The organism is Streptococcus sp. AS14, assembly GCF_000286495.1.
GTDB lineage: Bacteria > Bacillota > Bacilli > Lactobacillales > Streptococcaceae > Streptococcus > Streptococcus sanguinis_P.
This window is the reverse complement of record NZ_ALKI01000018.1, coordinates 305429-327182: the sequence shown is the minus strand read 5'-3', so window position 1 is coordinate 327182 and position 21754 is coordinate 305429. Positions and strand designations below refer to the sequence as shown.

Genomic DNA, 21754 nt, shown 5'->3' with positions numbered 1-21754 from the left:
AATGTATTGAAAAAAAGCTTCTTTCTGCTAAGTAAGAAATACTAAAGATACTTCCCATCCTCTTGATTTTATTAAAGGAGAAATCTTTTGAACAAATTGAAAAAATTTGCTTTAGCGCTGACAGTTCTGGGCTTAGGACTCACCTTATCAGCTTGTTCATCATGGATTGACCGTGGTGAATCTATGACAGCAGTAGGGTCAACTGCTTTGCAGCCTTTAGTTGAAGCGGCAGCTGATGACTTTGGCTCTAACAATATCGGTAAAACGGTTAATGTACAAGGGGGGGGATCTGGTACAGGTCTGTCTCAAGTGCAGTCAGGAGCTGTTGAAATCGGGAACTCTGATGTTTTCGCTGAAGAGAAGGAAGGAATCAAAGCGTCTGACTTGGTGGACCATAAGGTCGCTGTGGCCGGTATTGCTGTGATTGTCAATAAAGAAGTTGATGTGGATAATCTAACGTCCGAGCAGCTGCAGAAAATTTTCACTGGTGAAATCACCAACTGGAAAGAGCTGGGCGGTAAGGACTTGGAGATTTCAATTATCAATCGTGCGGCTAGCTCTGGGTCCCGCGCAACCTTTGACAGTGTCATCATGGATGGGAAATCAGCTGTGCAGAGTCAGGAACAGGATTCCAACGGTATGGTCAAAAATATCGTTTCGCAAACTCCTGGTGCGATTTCTTACCTAGCCTTTGCCTATGTTGACGAGTCTGTAAAAACCTTGAAACTCAATAACTATGAGCCAACAGCAGAAAATGTTGCTACCAATAATTGGTCGCTCTGGTCTTATGAGCATATGTATACACTGGGCAAGCCGACTGGTCTGGCTGCTGAGTTTCTTGAATACATGCTGTCAGACGATGTTCAAAAAGGGGTAGTTACCAGCATGGGCTATATCTCAATCAACGATATGAAAGTCAGCAAGGATGCTGATGGGAATGTCACAGCAATAGAAGGAGATTCAAAATGAAAAATGAGGAATTAACCAAAAAGTTGTTATCGCCTTCTAAAAATTCTCGCTTGGAGAAGTTTGGCCGCTATCTGACTTTTGCCTGTCTGTCACTGATTGTGGTGATTGTGGCTATGATTCTAATTTTCGTTGCTCAGAAAGGTCTATCTACTTTCTTTGTCAACGGCGTTAATGTTTTTGATTTTCTTTTTGGTGGCGTCTGGAATCCTTCTGGTAAGGAATTCGGTGCCCTGCCAATGATTTTAGGCTCCTTTATCGTTACCATTTTGTCAGCCCTGATAGCAACTCCCTTTGCGATTGGTGCAGCTGTCTTTATGACAGAAGTTTCTCCAAAAGGAGCAAAGATACTGCAACCGGCTATTGAACTTTTAGTTGGTATTCCATCTGTTGTTTATGGATTTATCGGTCTGCAAATCGTAGTACCTTTTGTCCGTACAGTCTTTGGCGGTACGGGTTTTGGGATTTTGTCTGGTATTTTTGTGCTCTTTGTCATGATTTTGCCAACAGTAACCTTTATGACGACGGACAGTCTGCGTGCTGTGCCACGCCACTACCGTGAAGCAAGTCTGGCTATGGGCGCAACGCGCTGGCAGACTATTTGGCGGGTAACACTCAAGGCTGCTCGCTCAGGTATTTTTACAGCTGTGGTCTTTGGAATGGCGCGTGCCTTCGGTGAAGCCCTAGCTATCCAGATGGTCGTTGGTAACTCTGCGGTGATTCCAACCTCTTTGACAACACCAGCAGCTACACTGACCTCTGTCTTGACCATGGGAATCGGAAATACCGTTATGGGAACAGTGGATAATAACGTTCTCTGGTCTCTGGCTCTGGTGCTCTTGATGATGAGCTTAGCCTTTAATAGTGTGATTAAACTAATTACAAAAGAAAGAGGTAAGAAAAACTATGCACGCTAAGAAATTAGATAAATTGGCGACTGGTGTTCTCTACACAATAGCGAGTATCATTGTTGCCATCCTTGCCTCTCTCATCCTCTATATCTTAGTTAGAGGATTGCCGCATGTTTCCTGGTCTTTCTTGACAGGGAAATCCTCTTCTTACCAAGCTGGCGGTGGTATTGGGATTCAGCTATACAATTCCTTCTTCCTGCTGGTGATTACTTTGATTATCTCTGTGCCTCTTTCTATGGGGGCTGGGGTTTATCTGTCAGAGTATGCTAAGAAAGGTCCAGTGACCAACTTTGTCCGTACCTGTATTGAAATTCTGTCTTCACTGCCTTCGGTAGTAGTTGGGCTCTTTGGTTATTTGATTTTTGTTGTCCAGTTTGAGTATGGTTTCTCAATCATTTCTGGTGCCTTGGCCCTGACTGTCTTCAATCTGCCACAGATGACGCGGAACGTCGAAGATAGCCTTCGCCATGTCCACCACACCCAACGTGAAGCTGGTTTGGCCTTGGGAATTTCCCGCTGGGAAACGGTCCTGCATGTGGTCATCCCAGAAGCTTTGCCTAGTATTGTGACAGGGATTGTACTGGCTTCCGGTCGTATCTTTGGTGAAGCAGCGGCCTTGATTTATACAGCAGGTCAGTCAGCGCCGGCTCTTGACTGGTCCAACTGGAATATTTTCAGCGTCACCAGCCCTATCTCTATCTTCCGTCAGGCTGAGACCTTGGCCGTCCATATCTGGAAGGTCAACAGCGAGGGAACAATTCCTGATGGAACGGCTGTTTCTGCAGGTTCAGCAGCGGTTCTCCTAATCTTCATTTTGATTTTTAATCTGGGAGCCCGCAAACTGGGCAGCTATCTGCATAAGAAATTAACCTCTGCTTAAAGGAGAAGAAATGACAGAATATAATTGGAATGAAAAACATATCATTACTTTTCCTGAAGAAAAGGTAGCCCTGTCGACCAAGGATTTGCATGTTTACTACGGTAAAAAGGAATCCATCAAGGGCATTGATATGCAGTTTGAAAAAAACAAAATCACTGCTTTGATTGGCCCCTCTGGATCAGGTAAATCAACCTATCTTCGCAGCCTCAACCGCATGAACGATACCATTGATATTGCCAATGTGACTGGAGAGATTCTCTATGAGGGGATTGATGTCAACCGCCCTGAAATCAATGTTTATGAAATGCGTAAGCATATCGGCATGGTTTTCCAACGACCAAATCCTTTTGCCAAGTCCATCTATCGAAATATTACCTTTGCTCATGAACGGGCTGGTGTCAGAGATAGAAAGGTTTTGGATGAGATTGTGGAGACCTCACTTAAGCAAGCAGCTCTTTGGGAACAGGTCAAAGATGATTTGCACAAGTCAGCCCTGACACTCTCTGGTGGTCAGCAGCAGCGGCTCTGCATTGCCCGTGCTATCTCGGTCAAGCCAAACATCTTGCTCATGGATGAGCCAGCGTCAGCCTTGGATCCGATTGCGACCATGCAGCTGGAAGAAACCATGTTCGAACTTAAGAATAACTATACCATCATCATTGTGACCCACAATATGCAGCAGGCTGCCCGTGCTAGTGATTACACTGGATTCTTCTATCTGGGCGACTTGATTGAGTACGATAAGACGGCCAATATTTTCCAAAATGCCAAACTTCAGTCCACTAATGACTATGTTTCAGGTCACTTTGGTTAAGCAGCTATCCGTATTCATCACGATTCAACAAGCTTGGTCTTTGGTTGAATGTAAAATAAAATGAAGGAAAAACGTATGACAGAACCTATTTTGCAAGTCAAGGACTTGTCGGTTTATTATAATAAAAAGAAAGCCCTTAATAGCGTTTCACTTGATTTCATGCCAAATGAGATTACGGCTTTGATTGGACCGTCAGGCTCAGGTAAGTCAACCTTGCTCAAGGCTATCAACCGAATGGGCGATCTGAATCCAGAAGTAACGACTACAGGAACGGTCATTTATAACAGTCACAATATCTATGGTCCGAGGACAGATACGGTAGAGCTTCGCAAGGAAATCGGCATGGTTTTCCAGCAGCCCAATCCTTTCCCTATGACCATCTATGAAAATGTGGTCTATGGACTTCGGATTAATGGTGTCAAGGACAAGGCAGTTTTGGACGAAGCAGTAGAGCGCTCCCTTATTGGTGCTTCTATCTGGGACGAGGTCAAGGACCGTCTGCATGATTCCGCTATCGGTCTTTCCGGTGGTCAGCAGCAACGGGTTTGTGTGGCTCGCGTGCTAGCTACTAGTCCTAAGATCATTCTCTTGGACGAGCCGACATCAGCCTTGGATCCAATCTCAGCTGGGAAAATCGAGGAAACTCTCTACAGTCTGAAAGACAAATATACCATGCTTTTGGTCACTCGCTCCATGCAGCAGGCATCTCGGATTTCTGAAAAGACCGGCTTCTTCCTTGGTGGAGACTTGATTGAATTTAATGAAACCAAGAAGATGTTCCTTAATCCAGCCCACAAAGAGACCGAAGACTACATTACTGGTAAATTCGGATAACAGAAAGGAATCTTATGCTTAGAGTACAATTTGAAGAAGATTTAGAAAAACTTCATAATCAATTCTACGCGATGGGAAACGAAGTACTATCGCAGATTAACCGAACGGTTCGTGCCTTTGTCACGCATGACCGTGAACTGGCTCGTCAGGTCATTGAAGACGATGCTGAAGTCAATGAATACGAGGTGAAACTGGAGAAGAAATCTCTAGAAATCATAGCCCTGCAGCAGCCTGTGTCTCAGGATTTGCGGACCGTTATTACCGTGTTGAAAGCCAGCAGTGATTTGGAACGCATGGGTGACCACGCCGTATCTATCGCCAAAGCTACTGTTCGGATGAAGGGAGAAGTTCGCATTGAGTCCGTAGAAGATGCCATCAGCAAGATGGGGCGCGATGTTAAGAATTTCGTCGAAGAAACTCTGAACGTCTACCTCAATGGAAATGTAGACCAAGCCTATGCAGTTGCAGCTCTAGATGAGAAAATCAATCAATACTTTGATGATATTCGCGATCTAGCTACTGAGGAAATCAAACAAAATCCAGATCTGATTGTGACTGGCCGCGACTACTTCCAAGTTATCTCTTACTTGGAACGAATCGGCGACTATGCCAAGAATATCTGTGAATGGGTTGTTTACTTTGAAACAGGTAAAATTATTGAGTTGTGATGATAAAAGAAGACAGGTTATTCCCCTGTCTTTTTCATTTGCATTTATTCTGCAACGAAATCTTATAAATATGATACAATAATAACAGATTATAAGCGGATAAGGATAGCAGAGTAATCTTGCTTCGTTGTTTGCTAGATGAGGAGAAGCTGATGCAAGCAGTTAAACATTTTATTGAAACATTTGTTCCTGAGCACTATGATCTCTTTTTGGAACTGAATCGTGCCGACAAGACTTTTTCAGGCAAGGTGACCATTACTGGGGAAGCTAAGACGAGTAAGATTTCCCTACATCAAAAAGATTTAACAGTTGAAGCTGTAGAGGTGGCTGGCCAAGCTCGTCCTTTCACTCTTGATAAGGACAATGAAGCTCTTTATATCGAGCTGGAAGCAGCTGGGGCTGTAGTGGTGACAATAACTTATACTGGTCAGATTACGGACAATATGACGGGGATTTACCCATCTTACTACACGGTTGATGGTGTGAAAAAAGAGATTATCTCTACGCAGTTTGAGAGTCACTTTGCCCGCGAAGCCTTTCCGAGTGTGGATGAGCCAGAGGCTAAGGCAACTTTTGATTTGGCTTTGAAATTTGACCAAGCAGAGGGTGAGTTGGCCCTGTCTAATATGCCGGAAATTGATGTTGAAAACCGCAAAACAACTGGCGTTTGGAAGTTTGAAACGACTCCACGTATGTCTTCCTATCTCTTGGCTTTTGCTGCTGGTGATATGCAAGGAATTACTGCTAAAACCAAGAATGGAACCTTGGTAGGAGTCTATGCGACCAAGGCCCACCCAGCCAGCAATCTAGAGTTTGCTTTGGACATTGCGGTTCGCTGTATTGAATTTTACGAAGAATACTACGGAGTCAAGTATCCTATTCCTCAGTCACTTCATGTGGCCCTGCCAGACTTTTCTGCGGGGGCTATGGAAAACTGGGGCTTGGTGACCTATCGGGAAATTTATCTGCTGGTGGATGAAAATTCAACAGCCTTAAGCCGCCAGACAGTTGCCTTGGTTGTTGCACATGAACTAGCTCACCAATGGTTCGGAAATCTAGTGACCATGAAGTGGTGGGATGACCTTTGGCTCAATGAAAGCTTTGCCAATATGATGGAGTATGTCTCAGTTGATGCGATTGAGCCTAGCTGGAAGATTTTTGAAGATTTTCAGACCAGTGGAGCTCCTTATGCCCTCAAGCGTGACGCGACAGATGGCGTTCAGTCGGTCCATGTAGAGGTCAAGCATCCTGATGAAATCAATACTCTTTTTGATGGAGCGATTGTCTATGCCAAGGGGAGCCGTCTTATGCACATGCTGCGCCGTTGGCTGGGAGACGATGCCTTTCGTAAGGGGCTAGGCGCTTACTTTGAGAAGCATCAGTATGGCAATACCATCGGTCGTGACCTCTGGGATGCTCTTTCTCAAGCTTCTGGCCGTGATGTAGCTTCCTTTATGGATGCTTGGTTGGAACAACCGGGTTATCCAGTTGTCACTACTAAGGTTGAAAATGACTGCTTGATTTTGACCCAGAAGCAGTTCTTCATTGGAGAGCACGAAGACAAGGGCCGTCTCTGGCCAGTACCGCTCAATAGCAACTGGCAAGGACTTCCTGATACTCTGACGACAGAAAGACTGGAAATTCCTAATTATGCAGCCTTGGCAGCGCAAAATGAAGGAGCCCTGCGTCTTAATACAGAAAATACTGCCCACTATATCACCGATTATCAAGGTGAGTTGCTGGATGCTCTTCTGAATAATCTCAGTTCTTTGGACAATATCAGTAAACTGCAAATCGTGCAGGAGCGTCGACTTCTGGCAGAGTCAGGTATGATTTCCTATGCGGACCTGCTGCCAGTCATCAGCAAGCTGGCAAACGAAACTTCTTATATGGTAGTTTCAGCTGTTTCCCAAGTGCTGGAAGGCTTGAATCGCTTTGTGGATGAAGGCAGTCAGACTGAAGAAGATTACAAAGCCCTGCTGAAAGTACTTAGTCAAAGCAATTTCGACCGTCTTGGTTTTGAAAAACAGGAAGGTGAAAGCGATGAGGATGAGATGGTTCGTCAGCTCATTGTGGGTAATATGATTAAGGCGGACGATGAGACAGCTAGAGCTCAAGCTAGCCAGATTTTTGAACGCTATCGTGATAATTTGGAAAAACTCCCTGCCGCTATTCGCTTGCAGGTATTGGTCAACCAAATCAAGCATCATGAAAGCAAGGAGCTGACTAAGCTTTATCTGGACCTATATGTCGCTTCAAATGACGGAAGCTTCAAAAATGCTCTTTCTACAGCCCTTTCTTATACGAAGAACCAGGAAACCTTGGATGAACTTTTAGCGACTTGGAAGGACAAATTTACTGTGAAACCGCAGGATTTGTCAGCTTGGTATGCTCGATTCCTCAGCCGTGATTTTACTCAAGAAGCAGTGTGGACTTGGGCGCGTGAGAATTGGGACTGGATCAAGGCAGCGTTAGGTGGCGACATGAGCTTTGATAGCTTTGTCATTAGCCCGGCAGTGGTCTTCAAGACAGAGAAGAGATTAGCAGAGTACAAAGACTTCTTTGAACCGCAGTTGGACGATATGGCGATTAGCCGAAACATCAGCATGGGAATCAAAGAAATCGCTGCGCGTGTTGAATTGGTGAAGCGTGAGAAAGAAGCAGTGGAAAAAGCAATTCGAGCTGCAATCTGATAGATTTGATTAAAATGACTAGAAAGCCTGAGATATTATCTATTTCAGGCTTTTTCTTTATCATTTTGAGTATTTAAACATTGCTTATATGCCTTTGCTTTGATAAAATAGAAAAGTATGTAAAATAAACAGGCAACTGTTTAAAGGAGAAATGGAGTTTATAATGGAAAAGAAAATAGTCTATGGCTTCCGCAAGAGCCCCCTTTCTAAGGGCTTGTGCGGAGCTGTTTTGGGTGCGGCTTTGATGGTAGCGGCCGGATCAGTTCAAGCAGAGGAGAAGGTATCTTCAGCAGCAGACCAGTCTGCCCTTTCTGAAGCAGCTCTTTCGCCAACCGAAGCACCCCAGCCAACTGCTGCCCCTGCTCAGTCAGAGCCAGTAGGGCAAGACAAGCTCCCTTTGGAGGTTTCCCATTCGGAAATGGATCAGGCTTTGGCTGAGGCCGAGAAAGCAGGAATTCAGATAAAGCAGGAGCCGACTGTTGATTTAGGAACAGCTAGAAATCCAGAAGAAGCTGCGAGTAAACGGGAGACAGCGCTAGCGGATTATGCGACTCAAATCAAGGAAATACGTGAAAACACAGCAGCTTATCAAGAACAGTTGAAGACCTATGAGAAAGAGCTCAGTCAGAAAGAGTCTGCCAATCAAGCCCTGAAAGACCAATATGACAAGGCTCTGGCTTCCTATGAACAAGAGTCCAGTCGCATTCAGGCTGAAAATACTCAGCTAGAGGCAGACTATGAGCAGAAACGGACGGCTTATCAGGCAGAATTGAGCCGTATAGTAAAAATCAATCAAGAGAAAGAAGCCTCCTATCAAGCAGCTTTAGCAGCTTATCAAGAGGAGCGTTCACGGATTTTACAGGAAAATGCTCACGCGAAAGCTGCCTACCAAACTGCTATGGAGAGCTATGCTACAGAGCTGAAAGTTACTCGAGAGAAGAATGCTGAAGCAAAGCGTCGCTATGAAGAAAGGCTTGCTCAGGTCTCAGCTCAAAATAAAGCTGCCCAAGCTGAAAATGCAGCCATTGCAGAACGAAATCAGGCAGCTGAAAAAGCCTATCAGGAAGCAGTCAAGCAGTATGAAGCTGAAGTTTCCAGACTGGCTCAGGTTAAGGCAGAAAAAGAAGCTGTTTATCAAGCAGCCATGGCTGACTATGAGAAAGAATTGGCTCGGGTTCAGAAAGACAATGCTGAGCTAGAGCAACAGTATCAGTCAGATTTAAGGGCTTACCAACAGGAAGTAGAACGCATTCAAAGAGCCAATCAAGCAGCAAAACAATCTTATGAGACAACCTTGGCTAAAATCCAAGAGCAGAACAAAGAGATTGAGGCCCAAAATCTAGCTGTTCAGAAGAAAAATGCAGCCTTAAAGGAGCAGTATCAGGCTGATTTAGCAGCTTATCAAGAGCGATTGGCTGAGATTCGTCAAAAAAATCAAGCGACAGAGAAAGACTATGAGAGCAAATTAGCTGCTTATCAAAAGAATCGCTCTGAAATCGAGGCGGCCAATGATGCCAAAGCGAGAGATCATCAAGCAGCTTTGACTGCCTATCAAGCTGAACTTGAGCGTGTCCAAGCTGAAAATAAGAAGCGCCAAACTGCCTATGAGACAGAAAAAGCAGAAGTAACAGCCCGTAATGCTGCCATTGAAGCTGAAAAAGCCCAGATTCGTCAGCAAAATCAGGAAAAACAAGAGCTTTATAAAAGGCAATTAGCCCAATATGAGCAGGATGTGGCTCGAATCACTGAAAGCAACCAGAAAAGTCGGGAAGCATATGAGAAAGCCTTGCTTACCTACCAGGAGTCGACTGTTCGGATTGAGACGGAAAACAAGAATAAACTAGCTGCTTATCAGGCGGACTTAGCGACTTACCAAGCAAATCTTGCAAGGATTGAAGCAGAAAATCAAAGACTAAAAGAAGATTATGAGGCAAACCTTGCTTCTATTGCAGCACAGAACGCGGTGATTGAGCAGGAAAATGCAAGCATTAAGGGAAAAAATACCCGCTTGAAAGCTGACTATGATAAGCTATTGGAAGAATATAAGAAGGCAAAAGCTGCCTATGATACAGCCAAAACTAAGTATGATGCAGCTCTTGTAACTTTTGAGAGAGAGTTGCAGGAAGCTGAAGCGAAGAAAAATGAAGAAGGCTATCTTAGTAAGGTTGAAAGCCAGCCTTTTGTTTTCAAATCTGAGCCCCAGGCTGTCTTGACGCTTGATCCCTCTATTAGAACCTATACCAATGATGAGCTGACTGATGAGGTTCGTTCTTGGAGAATGGATCAATCAGGAATAACTGCTTTGACCAGTGTTTTAAAAGGGAAAGAACATCAGACTAAAGTCATTTTACAAAAAGATGTGCCTCTGGTAGCTACTTATACCAATATCAAAAATTCCAGTATTCAAGGTAAGAAAATTGCTAAAGTTGTCTACACTTATACTCTGAAAGAATCATCTAAGAGTCAGGATAAGCTTCCAGTTTTCTTAGTTAAGGATCCGACCTTGACTGTCTGGACCTTGGATTTTTATGGCCATTCTCGGGTCAATGTTCAAGCTGAGTTTTTCGATGAGGCAGGAGAAAGGCTTGATATGACAGGCTCGCTTGTCAGCTTCTCATCTTTAAATACGAACAAAGTTGCAATTGAGTACATTAAGAATTTTAATGGTGAATATATTCCTATTACAGGCTCTGCCATTAATGTTCACCCAGATACTAGTGTTCACGCTGATATTTCTATTAACTTTGAGCGGGAAGGCTCTCGCTTTGAGTATAACAAATGGGACTCGCCGAACAGTCCTTATAACTGGTATGGCGCTATCGTAGGTAAGGCACAGGGAGATGTCATTTCCTTTGATATTGGTTCACGAAATCGGGGTTCTGCTTGGTTTGTATTTAACTCAGATATTAAAGCCAAAGGTGTTCCAATCAAGCCTGTTGCTCCGACAGAAGTTGCTCAACCTCAGGAACCGGCTTATGAGGAAGTCAAGGCCTTGCAGCCTCTTCCGAGTCAGCCAGTCTATCAACCTTTGCCAGAAGAGCCAGTTCAGCCGACCTATCAAGAACTTCCTAAACAGCCGACAGAAACTCAACCTCTTCCTCTTCCAAATCGGCCTGAGGAGCCAGCAGTCCTACCGGAAAGAGATTTGGAAAGTCTGCCGCAAGAGCCAATTTATCTGCCTGAGCCGCTTCAACCTCAAAAGCCAGTTTATCAGGAAGTGCCAGAAGAACCTAGCTCCCCTTCTCTATTGACAGAGCCGACTACAGTTGAAGAGCCAACCTATGAGAAGGAGCAGCCCTTGCTGAGTCTTCCGCAAGCACCGGTCGAAGATCCACTGCCACAGGCACCTCAGCTCCCAACTTATTTGAAGGAACCAGAAAAACCTCAAAAAGATCCTGAAGTAAGCACGGGTGAGGCTCCGAAACCGCCTGTTTATGAAGAAGAAATTGCTTTAGAGGAGCTGCCTCAGGAGCCAAGCTATCTGCAGGAACCACAGCTTCCTCAAGAACCAGTTCTTCAGCCTGAACCCCAGGCACCTGTCAGAGAAAGTGACCTGCCTCTGATAGAGGAGCCTGACAAACCAAACTATAAGGAGCTTCCCCAAAAGCCGGCTGAACCTAGCTATCAAGCTTTGCCAAGCCGTCCGCAAGCGCCGACTCAAACTTATCACTATAACCAGCTCTTTATCCAGTTAAAAGTCAGAGAAGAGTTGGAGGATGAGTCCAAGAAGAATATTCATCAACAAGAGGTTAGTCAGGGAAGTTTTGCTGTCCTTAATCTGGTAACGGATGCTTTGCCTGCTTATCGCTTGCCAATTCACTCTTTCGTATTGGAAGATCGTCTGCCAGAAGGTTTTGAATTGGATCTAGAAGCGACTAGAGCGAAAAGTCCTGGTTATGAAGTTTCTTATGACCCGAGCACCAGAGTCTTGACTTTTGTTGCTGCATCAGGTCTGCTTGAAGGCTACAATGCTGACTTGAATACTGCGACCGAGACGCTAGCTCCAGCAGCAGTCGGTCGACTCTTGTATCCAGGCAGAACCTATACCAATCATTTCAGCTTGCTGATTAATAATCAATACTGGATAGAATCCAATCAGGTTAGTGTTTCGACACCTCCTGCAGAGATTACTGTTCAAACAGCGCAAAAATTTGAGCCTCTTTCAAACCAGACTTGGCAGCATCCAAGATCTGAAAGCAAGCAACCAAGCAACATGCAGCTATCTGTCAGCTACCAAACCAGTCAAGGTCAATTGCCTAAAACTGGAAGCAGTTCGAGCTCTCTTCTCACTTATTTTGGCTTTGCGGCCTTGCTAGCTTCAGCCGGCTTCCGTCTTTCTAAGAAACACTCATAAAAAAATAAGCAGCTCCTGCATCCAGCGCTTTTGAACATGATAAATTTAGACTGAGACAATTTTGTCGCAGTCTTTTTTACTGAGAATTTTTGGGGCAAATGTTTGATAGATGTATCAAGTGTTTTAGATAGGCAAGTATTTTAAGATGAATGTAAATCGTGTTATAATAGGCATGTCAAAGAATTTTTACCTACAATAATCAGTAATGTTAAAGAATTTCATCTAGCCAAACAACTAAAAAATAAGTATGATGAGGAGGAAAAGATAATGTTAGGAAAACAATTGAAGTTTATACGGGAGCAAAAAGGCTATAGTCAAGCTCAGATTGCAGAATCACTAGGAACGACTCGGCAGACCATCTCGAACTGGGAAAATAATAAGACGATTCTAGATAGTGCAAGTCTTATTCGTCTAGCCGATTTTTACCAGATTTCATTAGATGAGCTATGTGGTCGAAAAGCTTTATCTATCTCCAAAGATTCGAGCATAAAATCAATGATTTTGACAAATGCCTGTACACTTTGGACTTGCTTTGTTTCATCTCTCGGATAGTTCTATTGATTTTCCTGCTAACTTTTTAGTTATTTAGAATATTAGGAGGAAAACAATGTTTTACTATTTTTATTTATCTCTCGCAATTCTATTTGAAATTGCCGCCACAAGTCTTTTAAAACTATCTCAAGGTTTTTCGAAACTATTTTTCGGTTGCCTTGCTTTGATGTTTTATGGCTTGTGCTTTTTCTTTTTATCTCTATCTTTAAAGGGCATTCAGTTAAATCTAGCTTACGCCATTTGGTCTGGAATAGGTCTAGTAGGGACAACGATATTATCTATTCTGCTTTGGCACGAAAAAGTAACAGCTGTAAGCCTTTTAGGGATAAGTCTAGTTATTGTCGGACTTGTTTTATTGAACTTATCACAAAAGACTCACTAGAGAATGGAGAATTATATGTTTGATAATTATTTTAAAAATAAAAAGGTTGTAATTATTGGTGCAAGTGGTAGTTTGGGAAGAGTCTATACACGGGCTTTTCATCAAGCGGGTGCTAGGTTATTTCTCTTAGGAAGAGATATAGATAAGTTAACGATGTTTGTGCAAGAATTTTCGTCTTTTATTCCAATAAGCTCAGTGGATATTACAAGTGAAGAGTCTCTAAAAAATGTAGTATCAGAGATACAAGAGTGGTCGGAATGTATAGATATTGTTATCAATGCAACTGGTTTTGATGTAAGAAAGTCTTTGTCAGCGCATTCCTTTGAGGACATAGAGCAGACACTGTTAATCAATTTATCTGGCGCCATTCTGATTAGCAAGATTTTTCTGCCCTTATTAGCAAATGAAAAAGGTGCTACAATTGTGCATTCTGGCGGTTTTGCAGATGGGCGGCTCGCTTTCCCTTACTATAGCGTAGATGTGGCTAGTCGCGCAGGGATTTTTTCTTTTATTGAATCAATGAATCGCGAATTAAAACAGGAGCGGAAAAAGGTGTATTTAACCTATTTTTGTCCCAATGCTGCGGATACACCCTCAGAAAAGCCTTACCATCCTGTTTGGAAAGAGATGGGGATTAAGATTTCAACTACAGACGAGGTTTGCCTAGCTTTGCTAAAAGGTATTAAGTCTCATCAAAGAGTCATCCTGATGGGGCGGGGGGCATCTTTATTTGCTAAACTCAATCTTCTGTCTTCAAGATTAGCTGATTTTCTTTTATTAGATAAATATAGCTGTATATTGAAAAAGCACTTTTCATAAACCATTTTCCTTATCTTTCAGCCTTTTTTAAGAAAAAATTCAGTCCTGTTTAAGTAAAAATTTATATGATAATGCTATTCAAGTGAAAGGATGTGTATGGGATGACTTGTAAGCTGCATTAGCTTCTTGTTTGATAGAAACAGATAGAAAAATTTACAAAAGAAAGAAGGAACATATTAAATGGATATGGAAAAAATGATTGTTGTAGAAAAAAGCACTAAATGGTGGCTGACGGTTGCGACGGGTGGTGCTCTAGCAGTCGGACTTCTGGGCGGTTATGGTCTTGCGACAGCTATTCACGGTACAAACAATCAGCAATCAGCTATTCAACAGCCAGCTACTATGCCTGGAGCACCGGAGCAGGGTCAGAATGGCCAGGATGCAGGAAATGGAATGCCGCCACAAGTTGGTCAGAATGGTCAAAATGGTGGACCAGGTAATGGAATGCCGCCGCAGGATGGTGGACCAGGACAAAGCGGTCAAGACCAAGGCATGCCGCCTCAAGACGGCCAGCAGTCTGACAATGACAAGAGCAAGAATTCTTCTGCTCAGCAAAATGACAACGGGAAGAAAAACAAGAAAAAGTCTTCAACGAACACAAATGAACAATCGGACAAGAACAATAATAAGTCGACAAAAGAAAATAAAACGTCGCAGTCGTAGAAAAAACTTACTGATTTTGACCCAAGTCATGATATAATAAGAATAGCAAATAAAACAAAAACCAAAAGACATAATCTTGGAAAGTTTTATTGGAGGAAAGAAAAATGATTAAAATTCTATTGGTAGAAGATGACCTTGGACTGTCAAACTCAGTTTTTGATTTTTTGGATGATTTTGCAGATGTAATGCAGGTTTTTGATGGCGAAGAAGGTCTATATGAAGCAGAAAGCGGTGTTTATGACCTCATCTTGCTGGATCTCATGTTACCTGAAAAGGATGGTTTCCAAGTGCTGAAAGATCTCCGAGCAAAAGGAGTCACAACCCCTGTCCTCATCATGACTGCTAAGGAAAGCTTGGATGACAAAGGACATGGCTTTGAGCTCGGAGCTGACGACTATCTGACAAAACCTTTCTATTTGGAAGAACTGAAAATGCGGATCCAAGCGCTCTTGAAACGCGCTGGTAAATTCAACGAGAATACTCTTTCTTATGGTGATGTAACTGTCAACCTATCTACAAATTCAACCACGAAGGCTGGTAAAGACGTAGAGTTGCTTGGTAAAGAGTTCGACCTCTTGGTTTATTTCCTGCAAAATCAAAATGTAATCTTGCCTAAGACTCAAATTTTTGACCGTCTGTGGGGCTTTGACAGTGATACCACTGTTTCCGTTGTCGAAGTGTACGTTTCAAAGATTCGTAAAAAACTGAAAGGAACGGCATTTGCGAAAAACCTACATACTCTTCGTAGTGTCGGCTACATTTTAAAAGATGCTGAATAAAATCAAGAAGACCTTTTATGCGGATGATTTCTCTTATTTCATTCGCTATTTTGGGTTGTTTACATTAATCTTCTCAGCCATGACCTTGATTATTATTCAGGTTATGCGCTCCAGCCTTTATACGTCAGTTGATGAAAATCTGAAAAACCTGAGTAATGATCCTAGTTCAGTAGCTGATTTGGCCTATCGGACGACAGGTCAGCAGTCTGATCCGAGTAATAAGGTCAATTCTAAAAGTCCTAAAAGCAGTAAAGAGCCAGATGGTGATTCAGATGAAGAGCCTAAGCCTAACAATCTAACTACGCCAAATGTCAGCTCTAATACTTTTGCCCTGCTTTTGGATGATGATTATAAAAATATTTCCACCAGCAAGAGCGATGGTTTTCTGGACTTTAATTCATTAGAGTTTAACAAGTCCTATCTAAATCAAATCAAGGAAATTGTGATTGGTAATAGCTTTGGTCAGACAGAAAGCTATCGGGCTTATCTCTTTGATATTGATCCTAAAAATGAGTATCCTGATATCAAGTATGCTGTGGTCATGACTAGTATCAGCCAGCTTGAGCAGACCAGCAGCAAGCATGAGCAGTTGATTGCCATGGTCATGGTCAGCTTTTGGGGAATTTCCCTGATTGCCAGTATTTATCTGGCTCGGATGAGTGTCAAGCCTCTGCTGGAAAGTATCCAGAAGCAGAAGGCTTTCGTGGAAAATGCCAGTCACGAACTACGGACTCCTCTGGCAGTATTGCAGAGCCGCTTAGAGACGCTCTTTCGTAAGCCTGAAGCTACAATTATGCAGAGCAGTGAAAATATTGCTTCTAGCTTGGATGAAGTACGGAATATGCGCTTGCTGACAACCAATCTGCTCAACCTGGCCCGTCGCGATGATGGCATCAAGCCTCAATATGGTGAAGTTGAACCAGAATTTTTTGATACGACCTTTGCTAATTACTGTATTATCGCAAGGGAGAATAAAAAAGCCTTTCATTCAGAAAATATGATCAAGCACCCTATTGTGACCGATCAAATTTTTCTCAAACAACTGATGACTATTCTATTTGATAATGCTATCAAGTATACAGATGATGATGGTGTAATCAGTGTCATGGCTACTTCGACAGATCGTTACCTTATTTTCCGAGTGGCGGACAATGGTCCTGGTATCAGCGATGAAGATAAGAAGAAGATTTTTGATCGCTTTTATCGGGTGGACAAGGCTCGGACCCGTCAGAAAGGTGGCTTTGGTCTGGGGCTTTCTCTGGCCAAGCAGATTGTCGATGCTTTCAAGGGCTCTATTTATGTCAAGGACAACAAACCAAAAGGTACGGTCTTTGAAGTTAAACTGCTATTGAAGGAAACGAAAAAGCGTTCTGTTAAATAGCAGGAGAGTGATTTTCATTGATAAATTTTTTGAAAAACAATTCTTAGCAGGCCTTATTGGCTTGCTTTTTATCTGGTACCTATTTACTTTTTTAAAAATTTAATATAAGTTTTGCCTAAAATAGGGTATAATAATAAACAAGAAAGAATGAGGTGAAATTATGGCATCAAAAATGTTACATACTTGTTTGCGTGTGGAGAATTTGGAAGCGTCTATTGCTTTTTATGCAGAGGCTTTTGGTTTTAAGGAGCTTCGTCGCAAGGATTTTCCAGATTATCAGTTTACTATCGTTTATCTAGGTTTGGAAGGTGATGATTATGAGCTTGAACTGACCTATAACTATGACCATGGTCCTTATGTGATTGGGGACGGTTTTGCTCATGTGGCACTTAGCACGCCAGACTTGGAAGGTCTGCACGCTGAGCACAAGGCCAAAGGCTATGAAGTGACAGATCCAAAAGGTCTTCCTGGCAACCCGCCTAATTATTATTTTGTAAAAGATCCTGATGGCTACAAGGTGGAAGTCATTCGTGAGAAGAGTCTCTAACATCTAGCTGCAGTTAATTTTGCAAGATAAATGATGAATTTTATTCATTTAGGACAGGTGTATGAAAAGACAAAATAACAAGAAACACGGTAAGAAAACACTCATTGTTCTCAGCTTGCTAGGTTTAGCTTTTATTGCTGCTTTATTTCTGGGTGCTGTAAAGATTTATGCTATTTTCCAAGAAAAGGAACTGCAAGAGAAAGTTAGTGTGCTGATTGCCCAAGAAGAGACCTTCCACGCTGAAAATACTGAAAAGCAGAGCAAGATGATTGGCAGCCACTATGTAGAGGCCTTTTATCCTCTGCTAGATGGTCAGGTTATGGCAAGCGTCAAGGAGCAGATGGACGCAGATAGCCAGACGATTAAGGATAATCAGAAGAAGGGCGATAAGATTGAGGAATTGACCTTCTACTATGCTGAGGAAAAAGAAACGAGCCTGAAGGATGTCAAAGAAGTACTGGTGCATCGCAAGGACTATCATGTCAAAGAGATGAAAATCAGTAAAGGAGAAGAGCGGGAAGTTGCTGACAGCTACCTTGGTGCAGACGGCAGCCCTTTCACTCTGGATAAGCTCTTTCAGGATCCTGATGCAGCTAAGGAAATCTTCATCAACGAAATATCCAGCCAGCTGACCTTTAGACAGGCCGATGAGGCGGTGCAGACGGAAATTCTCAACACCCTCAATGGAACGGAGTTGGGTCAGTTGTCCTTCCGTTATGAGTACAGCCATTTTTCTATTAAGCTGAGTAAGGAAGTGCAAGGCTTAACTAGCATTGACGTTCCTTTGTCTAGCTTCTATGACCAGATCAATGCGGACTATCTGACTGGAGATGACTTGGCAGCTTATCAGAGTTTCGAGGCTAAGAAGCATGTGAAAATGGTTGCTCTGACCTTTGATGACGGTCCAGATCCTAAGACAACACCGCAGGCTCTGGATATCCTAAAGAAATACGGTGCCAAGGCGACCTTCTTTATGGTTGGGCAAAACATTGCTGGTAATGAAGCGATTGTCAAGCGCGTGCACAATGAAGGTCATCAGATTGGGATTCATACATGGGACCATCCAGTCTTAACCAAACTACCTCTGGAGTCAGCCCAAAAAGAAATCCTTGATACCCAGACCGCTATTAACAATGTCATAGGCATCAAGCCAACGATTACGCGGCCTCCTTATGGAGCTATTAATGCTACAATTCAAAATTCGGTTGACCAGTCCTTTATCATGTGGAATGTAGACAGTCTAGACTGGAAGACACGCAATACTAAAGCCATTATGCAAGAGATTGCCAAAACCCAGCCAGGCTCGATTATCCTCATGCATGATATTCACCAGACCAGTATTGACGCTCTGCCAAGTGTTCTCGAGTATCTGAAGAGTAACGGCTATACTTTGGTAACGGTCGATGAGCTGCTGGAAGGCCAGCTAGAGCCGCATCGTATTTATTACGGCAGAGACTAAGACGGTCTTGGGGTTAGTTTTTTGAAATTCTTGTTGGCAATGAGTAAAAGCAAAAAGCTTTGGAAACATGAGATTTCCAAAGCTTTTTTAGCTTAACTCGTTACATAAAGCTCTTGATTTTTTAATACAATTTCTCGGACGGTGGCGTATTTTTTCAATGTTTTCAGCTCTTCTGTATGGCTGATGAAGGTAATCACGTAGCCTTCCTTGCCCATGCGGCCGGTTCGTCCAGAGCGGTGGGTATAGGTTTCTAAATCGCGCGGAAGCTCATAATTGACGACGCATTCTAGGGAGTCAATATCAATGCCGCGAGCAACTAGGTCAGTGGCTAGCAGGAGAGTAATCTGATGCTCTTTGAACTTATCCAAAATCACCTTGCGGAACTTAACGTTGACATCGCTGGCAAGAGAAACGGCATTGGCTTCATGATATTGGAGTTTTTCCTCAGCACTGCCTAGGTCTGACAGAGCGTTGAAAAAGACCAGTCCGCGGAAATCTTCAACATTGGATAACTTACGCAGCAACTCCACTTTATCACGTTTTTCGACTTGCATGTAAAAATGCTGGATGTTATCCAAAACTTGGTCGGCAATGCTGATTTCTAGAGTATTTTCAGCAATCTTGTCGTGGTCGAACTTAGCGGTGGCGCTCATATATACCAGCTGGTGGTCACGAGGCGCATAGTGGGTGATTTTATCAACAAAGTGATACTGAGAATCGCTGAGCAGCTGGTCAAATTCATCCAAAATAATGGTTTCGACATTCATCATCTTGATTTTCTTGAGCTTGGCCAACTCAAAAATCCGTCCAGGCGTTCCGATGATAATTTCTGGACCTTTCTTAAGGCGCTCGATTTGTCGCTTCTGACTGGAACCGGAGAGCAGGAGCTGGGCTGTCAGCCCTAAAGGCTCCGCCCAAGTCTTGCAGACCTCAAAGATTTGTCCAGCCAGCTCAGTATTAGGAGCTAAAATCAAGAGTTGTTGGGCTTTTTTAGGTGTCAGTTTGAGCAGACTGGGAAAGAGATAGGCCAGAGTTTTACCAGTACCAGTCGGACTGATTCCCAGCACCGTATCGCCTGCAGAAACAGAATCAAACATCTTCTCTTGAATAGCCGTCAAATCTTCAAAGCCTAGCTGAGCCAGCTGATTTTGCCAGCTCGGGGGAAATTGTTCCTTAATCATCATCAACCTCAAATCTAATGCCAGCGTCCTTGCGCATGGCAAATAAGCTTTCGTGAACAGCCGTAGCCGCATTCAACCATTTCTCATAAACCGCATCCTGTCCGCCCTTGAGCACTCGCGCGAAAGCCTGAGCTTCCTCCAGCATGGTATGGGAGGCACGCTTGATAGGCAGTACCTCCTCTTGACCGTCCAGACTTTGGAAAATAGCAGAGCTGATAAATTCAATTCCGTCTAAAGTCAGAGTTCCTTGATCCGTGTAAATTTCCGCAGGCAGATTGCTGTTTATATTTTTACCGGCCTGAATCTGAACTTGAAAATTTGGATAGATAAGACAGCCGGATCCATTTAAATCAATCGTATTAGCTAGCTGCTGGGCGCTGTAGCGAGCGAAGCGCGGATGGCCGAAAAGTCTGATAGCTACATAGACAGGATAGACTCCCAAGTCCATCAAAGCGCCGCCGGAAAACTTAGCTGAGAAAACATTGGGCTGCTCTCCCGCTAGCAGAGCTTGCATTTTTGAAGAATACTTGGCGTAGGTAAAGTTAGCTCCTAAGACAGTCTTGTCCTTAAGGAAATCACTAATCGTATCAAAGGTCTGCTCATGATAGTTGCGAGCAGCTTCAAAGAGATAGACTTGATGCTCGTTAGCCAGCTTGACCAATTCCCGCCATTCTTTGGGACGAGAAACCGCTGGCTTTTCAACAATAACATGTTTACGAGCCAGAATAGCTACCTTGGCATGCTTGAAATGCAGACTGTTGGGACTAGCGATATAAACAACATCAAGATCAGACGACAGAAAGTCCAGCATTTCAGTATAGACGGCTGTATTTTCATAGTTTTGCACAAAGCGCTCAGCAGAAGCCAGAGTCCGAGAGTAGACAGCTGCCAGCTGATAGTCGCCTGTTGAGTGAGCGGCCTTGATGAACTCATGAGAAATAGAACCTGTTCCGATAATTCCAAGTTTGAACATAAAAACCTCCTTTTTTCTATTTTTAAGAATGTACTTTTTTTATTTTAGCTCTTTCATTATAACATGAATTGCGGTAAAATAGATAAGATAACAAGAGATGGAGCTTATAATGCAAAATAGACCTATTATTATTGGTGTGACTGGTGGTTCCGGAGGCGGAAAGACCAGCGTTTCTCGAGCAATTTTGGCTAATTTTCCAAACGAAAAAATTGCCATGATTGAGCATGACTCCTACTATAAGGATCAGACGCATCTGACTTTTGAGGAGCGGGTTAAGACCAACTATGACCATCCTTTTGCCTTTGATACGGACCTGATGATTGAGCAGATTAAGGAGCTCTTGGCTGGTCGACCAGTAGATATTCCTACTTACGACTATACGGAGCATACCCGCAGCAAAAAGACCTATCGTCAGGAGCCTCAGGATGTGTTCATCGTTGAGGGGATTTTGGTCTTAGAGGACCAGCGCCTGAGAGATTTGATGGATATTAAGATCTTTGTGGACACAGATGATGACGTTCGGATTATTCGTCGTATTAAGCGGGACATGGAAGAGCGCGGCCGCAGTTTGGATAGCGTTATCGAACAGTATTTGGGTGTCGTTAAGCCTATGTACCATCAGTTCATCGAGCCGACCAAGCGCTATGCGGATGTCATCATTCCAGAGGGAGCTTCAAACAAGGTGGCTATTGACCTGATTACGACCAAGATTGAAAAAATCCTTAAGGAAGCCAGAGAGGGCTAGCACACGTAGCTTTCTGCTCGGTCATTTGAGGAAACAAAAGTTTGTGAATCTGGTGAATCGCAGTAGCTACAAGATTTTTGAAATATAATCTAGCAAGGGGAAGTGGACGGACTGAAATCTATGATTTTCGTAGTCTGGTCACTCCCTTATTTT

At 43.2% G+C, this 21754-nt stretch carries 19 protein-coding genes; 17 read left to right on the top strand and 2 right to left on the bottom strand.

The window, feature by feature from the left end; translation table 11 throughout:
* Window positions 1-87 precede the first annotated feature (87 nt).
* The 16 genes from HMPREF1150_RS00525 to HMPREF1150_RS00595 all read left to right on the top strand — a co-directional run bounded on the left by HMPREF1150_RS00525 (window position 88) and on the right by HMPREF1150_RS00595 (window position 18702).
* Window positions 88-969 carry a phosphate ABC transporter substrate-binding protein PstS family protein gene (locus tag HMPREF1150_RS00525; RefSeq protein WP_009660503.1) on the top strand — a complete coding sequence of 294 codons (882 nt, stop codon included), beginning with the start codon at window positions 88-90 and terminating at the stop codon, window positions 967-969.
* Window positions 966-1883 carry a phosphate ABC transporter permease subunit PstC gene (gene pstC, locus HMPREF1150_RS00530; RefSeq protein ID WP_002895771.1) on the top strand — a complete coding sequence of 306 codons (918 nt, stop codon included), beginning with the start codon at window positions 966-968 and terminating at the stop codon, window positions 1881-1883. The genes HMPREF1150_RS00525 and pstC overlap by 4 nt, the downstream gene beginning before the upstream one ends.
* The gene (gene pstA / locus HMPREF1150_RS00535) at window positions 1873-2757 is read left to right on the top strand and encodes a phosphate ABC transporter permease PstA (RefSeq protein ID WP_002895770.1); all 885 of its coding nucleotides are present in this window, start codon (window positions 1873-1875) and stop codon (window positions 2755-2757) included. Before pstC ends, pstA begins: the two co-directional genes overlap by 11 nt.
* 10 nt (window positions 2758-2767) lie before the next feature.
* Window positions 2768-3571 (top strand): phosphate ABC transporter ATP-binding protein PstB, encoded by an 804-nt coding sequence (gene pstB / locus HMPREF1150_RS00540; RefSeq protein WP_002900574.1) that lies wholly within the window; start codon window positions 2768-2770, stop codon window positions 3569-3571.
* A 75-nt stretch (window positions 3572-3646) separates the two neighbouring features.
* Window positions 3647-4405: a phosphate ABC transporter ATP-binding protein PstB gene (gene pstB, locus HMPREF1150_RS00545; protein WP_009660526.1), complete on the top strand. Its 759-nt coding sequence runs from the start codon at window positions 3647-3649 to the stop codon at window positions 4403-4405.
* A 14-nt stretch (window positions 4406-4419) separates the two neighbouring features.
* On the top strand, window positions 4420-5073 hold the full coding sequence (phoU, locus tag HMPREF1150_RS00550; protein ID WP_009660310.1) for a phosphate signaling complex protein PhoU: 654 nt from the start codon (window positions 4420-4422) through the stop codon (window positions 5071-5073).
* 152 nt (window positions 5074-5225) lie between these two features.
* On the top strand, window positions 5226-7766 hold the full coding sequence (locus tag HMPREF1150_RS00555) for a M1 family metallopeptidase (protein WP_009660451.1): 2541 nt from the start codon (window positions 5226-5228) through the stop codon (window positions 7764-7766).
* A gap of 151 nt (window positions 7767-7917) precedes the next feature.
* On the top strand, window positions 7918-12120 hold the full coding sequence (locus tag HMPREF1150_RS00560) for a GbpC/Spa domain-containing protein (protein WP_032905775.1): 4203 nt from the start codon (window positions 7918-7920) through the stop codon (window positions 12118-12120).
* A 267-nt stretch (window positions 12121-12387) separates the two neighbouring features.
* Window positions 12388-12672 carry a helix-turn-helix domain-containing protein gene (locus HMPREF1150_RS00565; RefSeq protein ID WP_002904309.1) on the top strand — a complete coding sequence of 95 codons (285 nt, stop codon included), beginning with the start codon at window positions 12388-12390 and terminating at the stop codon, window positions 12670-12672.
* 55 nt (window positions 12673-12727) lie between these two features.
* Window positions 12728-13054, top strand: coding sequence for a multidrug efflux SMR transporter (locus HMPREF1150_RS0111355; RefSeq protein ID WP_002904310.1), 327 nt, complete (start codon window positions 12728-12730; stop codon window positions 13052-13054).
* A 3-nt stretch (window positions 13055-13057) separates the two neighbouring features.
* Window positions 13058-13873 carry an SDR family oxidoreductase gene (locus HMPREF1150_RS00570; protein ID WP_032905773.1) on the top strand — a complete coding sequence of 272 codons (816 nt, stop codon included), beginning with the start codon at window positions 13058-13060 and terminating at the stop codon, window positions 13871-13873.
* Window positions 13874-14053: 180 nt separating this feature from the next.
* Window positions 14054-14536: a hypothetical protein gene (locus HMPREF1150_RS00575; RefSeq protein ID WP_002909956.1), complete on the top strand. Its 483-nt coding sequence runs from the start codon at window positions 14054-14056 to the stop codon at window positions 14534-14536.
* 104 nt (window positions 14537-14640) lie between these two features.
* Window positions 14641-15315, top strand: coding sequence for a response regulator transcription factor (locus tag HMPREF1150_RS00580; protein ID WP_002897753.1), 675 nt, complete (start codon window positions 14641-14643; stop codon window positions 15313-15315).
* Entirely contained in the window at window positions 15305-16696 is a 1392-nt protein-coding gene (locus tag HMPREF1150_RS00585; RefSeq protein WP_002904314.1) for a cell wall metabolism sensor histidine kinase WalK, read from the top strand. The genes HMPREF1150_RS00580 and HMPREF1150_RS00585 overlap by 11 nt, the downstream gene beginning before the upstream one ends.
* Window positions 16697-16856: 160 nt before the next feature.
* Complete coding sequence (locus HMPREF1150_RS00590) at window positions 16857-17243, top strand: VOC family protein (RefSeq protein ID WP_002895748.1); 387 nt, start codon at window positions 16857-16859, stop codon at window positions 17241-17243.
* Between the two features lie 61 nt (window positions 17244-17304).
* Window positions 17305-18702 (top strand): polysaccharide deacetylase family protein, encoded by a 1398-nt coding sequence (locus HMPREF1150_RS00595; protein WP_009660425.1) that lies wholly within the window; start codon window positions 17305-17307, stop codon window positions 18700-18702.
* A gap of 92 nt (window positions 18703-18794) precedes the next feature.
* Here HMPREF1150_RS00595 and HMPREF1150_RS00600 read toward each other — a convergent pair whose 3' ends face one another.
* Both HMPREF1150_RS00600 and HMPREF1150_RS00605 read right to left on the bottom strand, forming a co-directional pair.
* Window positions 18795-19886, bottom strand: coding sequence for a DEAD/DEAH box helicase (locus tag HMPREF1150_RS00600; RefSeq protein ID WP_032905771.1), 1092 nt, complete (start codon window positions 19884-19886; stop codon window positions 18795-18797).
* Entirely contained in the window at window positions 19876-20856 is a 981-nt protein-coding gene (locus HMPREF1150_RS00605; RefSeq protein ID WP_009660402.1) for a Gfo/Idh/MocA family protein, read from the bottom strand. The genes HMPREF1150_RS00600 and HMPREF1150_RS00605 overlap by 11 nt, the downstream gene beginning before the upstream one ends.
* A 109-nt stretch (window positions 20857-20965) precedes the next feature.
* On the opposite strand from HMPREF1150_RS00605, the gene udk reads away from it, so the two are divergent.
* Window positions 20966-21601, top strand: a complete 636-nt coding sequence (gene udk, locus HMPREF1150_RS00610) for a uridine kinase (RefSeq protein ID WP_009660533.1) — start codon at window positions 20966-20968, stop codon at window positions 21599-21601.
* Window positions 21602-21754 lie beyond the last annotated feature (153 nt).

Excerpts from the sequence above, each read along its gene's own strand:
- HMPREF1150_RS00570 (WP_032905773.1), top strand. The coding sequence starts at position 13,058 with ATGGAGAATTATATGTTTGATAATTATTTTAAAAATAAAAAGGTTGTA.
- udk (WP_009660533.1), top strand. The coding sequence starts at position 20,966 with ATGCAAAATAGACCTATTATTATTGGTGTGACTGGTGGTTCCGGAGGC.
- HMPREF1150_RS00555 (WP_009660451.1), top strand. The coding sequence starts at position 5,226 with ATGCAAGCAGTTAAACATTTTATTGAAACATTTGTTCCTGAGCACTAT.
- HMPREF1150_RS00605 (WP_009660402.1), bottom strand. The coding sequence starts at position 20,856 with ATGTTCAAACTTGGAATTATCGGAACAGGTTCTATTTCTCATGAGTTC.
- HMPREF1150_RS00600 (WP_032905771.1), bottom strand. The coding sequence starts at position 19,886 with ATGATGATTAAGGAACAATTTCCCCCGAGCTGGCAAAATCAGCTGGCT.
- phoU (WP_009660310.1), top strand. The coding sequence starts at position 4,420 with ATGCTTAGAGTACAATTTGAAGAAGATTTAGAAAAACTTCATAATCAA.
- pstB (WP_009660526.1), top strand. The coding sequence starts at position 3,647 with ATGACAGAACCTATTTTGCAAGTCAAGGACTTGTCGGTTTATTATAAT.
- HMPREF1150_RS00585 (WP_002904314.1), top strand. The coding sequence starts at position 15,305 with ATGCTGAATAAAATCAAGAAGACCTTTTATGCGGATGATTTCTCTTAT.
- HMPREF1150_RS00590 (WP_002895748.1), top strand. The coding sequence starts at position 16,857 with ATGGCATCAAAAATGTTACATACTTGTTTGCGTGTGGAGAATTTGGAA.
- HMPREF1150_RS00575 (WP_002909956.1), top strand. The coding sequence starts at position 14,054 with ATGGATATGGAAAAAATGATTGTTGTAGAAAAAAGCACTAAATGGTGG.
- HMPREF1150_RS00560 (WP_032905775.1), top strand. The coding sequence starts at position 7,918 with ATGGAGTTTATAATGGAAAAGAAAATAGTCTATGGCTTCCGCAAGAGC.
- pstA (WP_002895770.1), top strand. The coding sequence starts at position 1,873 with ATGCACGCTAAGAAATTAGATAAATTGGCGACTGGTGTTCTCTACACA.
- HMPREF1150_RS0111355 (WP_002904310.1), top strand. The coding sequence starts at position 12,728 with ATGTTTTACTATTTTTATTTATCTCTCGCAATTCTATTTGAAATTGCC.
- HMPREF1150_RS00595 (WP_009660425.1), top strand. The coding sequence starts at position 17,305 with ATGAAAAGACAAAATAACAAGAAACACGGTAAGAAAACACTCATTGTT.
- pstC (WP_002895771.1), top strand. The coding sequence starts at position 966 with ATGAAAAATGAGGAATTAACCAAAAAGTTGTTATCGCCTTCTAAAAAT.
- HMPREF1150_RS00580 (WP_002897753.1), top strand. The coding sequence starts at position 14,641 with ATGATTAAAATTCTATTGGTAGAAGATGACCTTGGACTGTCAAACTCA.
- pstB (WP_002900574.1), top strand. The coding sequence starts at position 2,768 with ATGACAGAATATAATTGGAATGAAAAACATATCATTACTTTTCCTGAA.
- HMPREF1150_RS00565 (WP_002904309.1), top strand. The coding sequence starts at position 12,388 with ATGTTAGGAAAACAATTGAAGTTTATACGGGAGCAAAAAGGCTATAGT.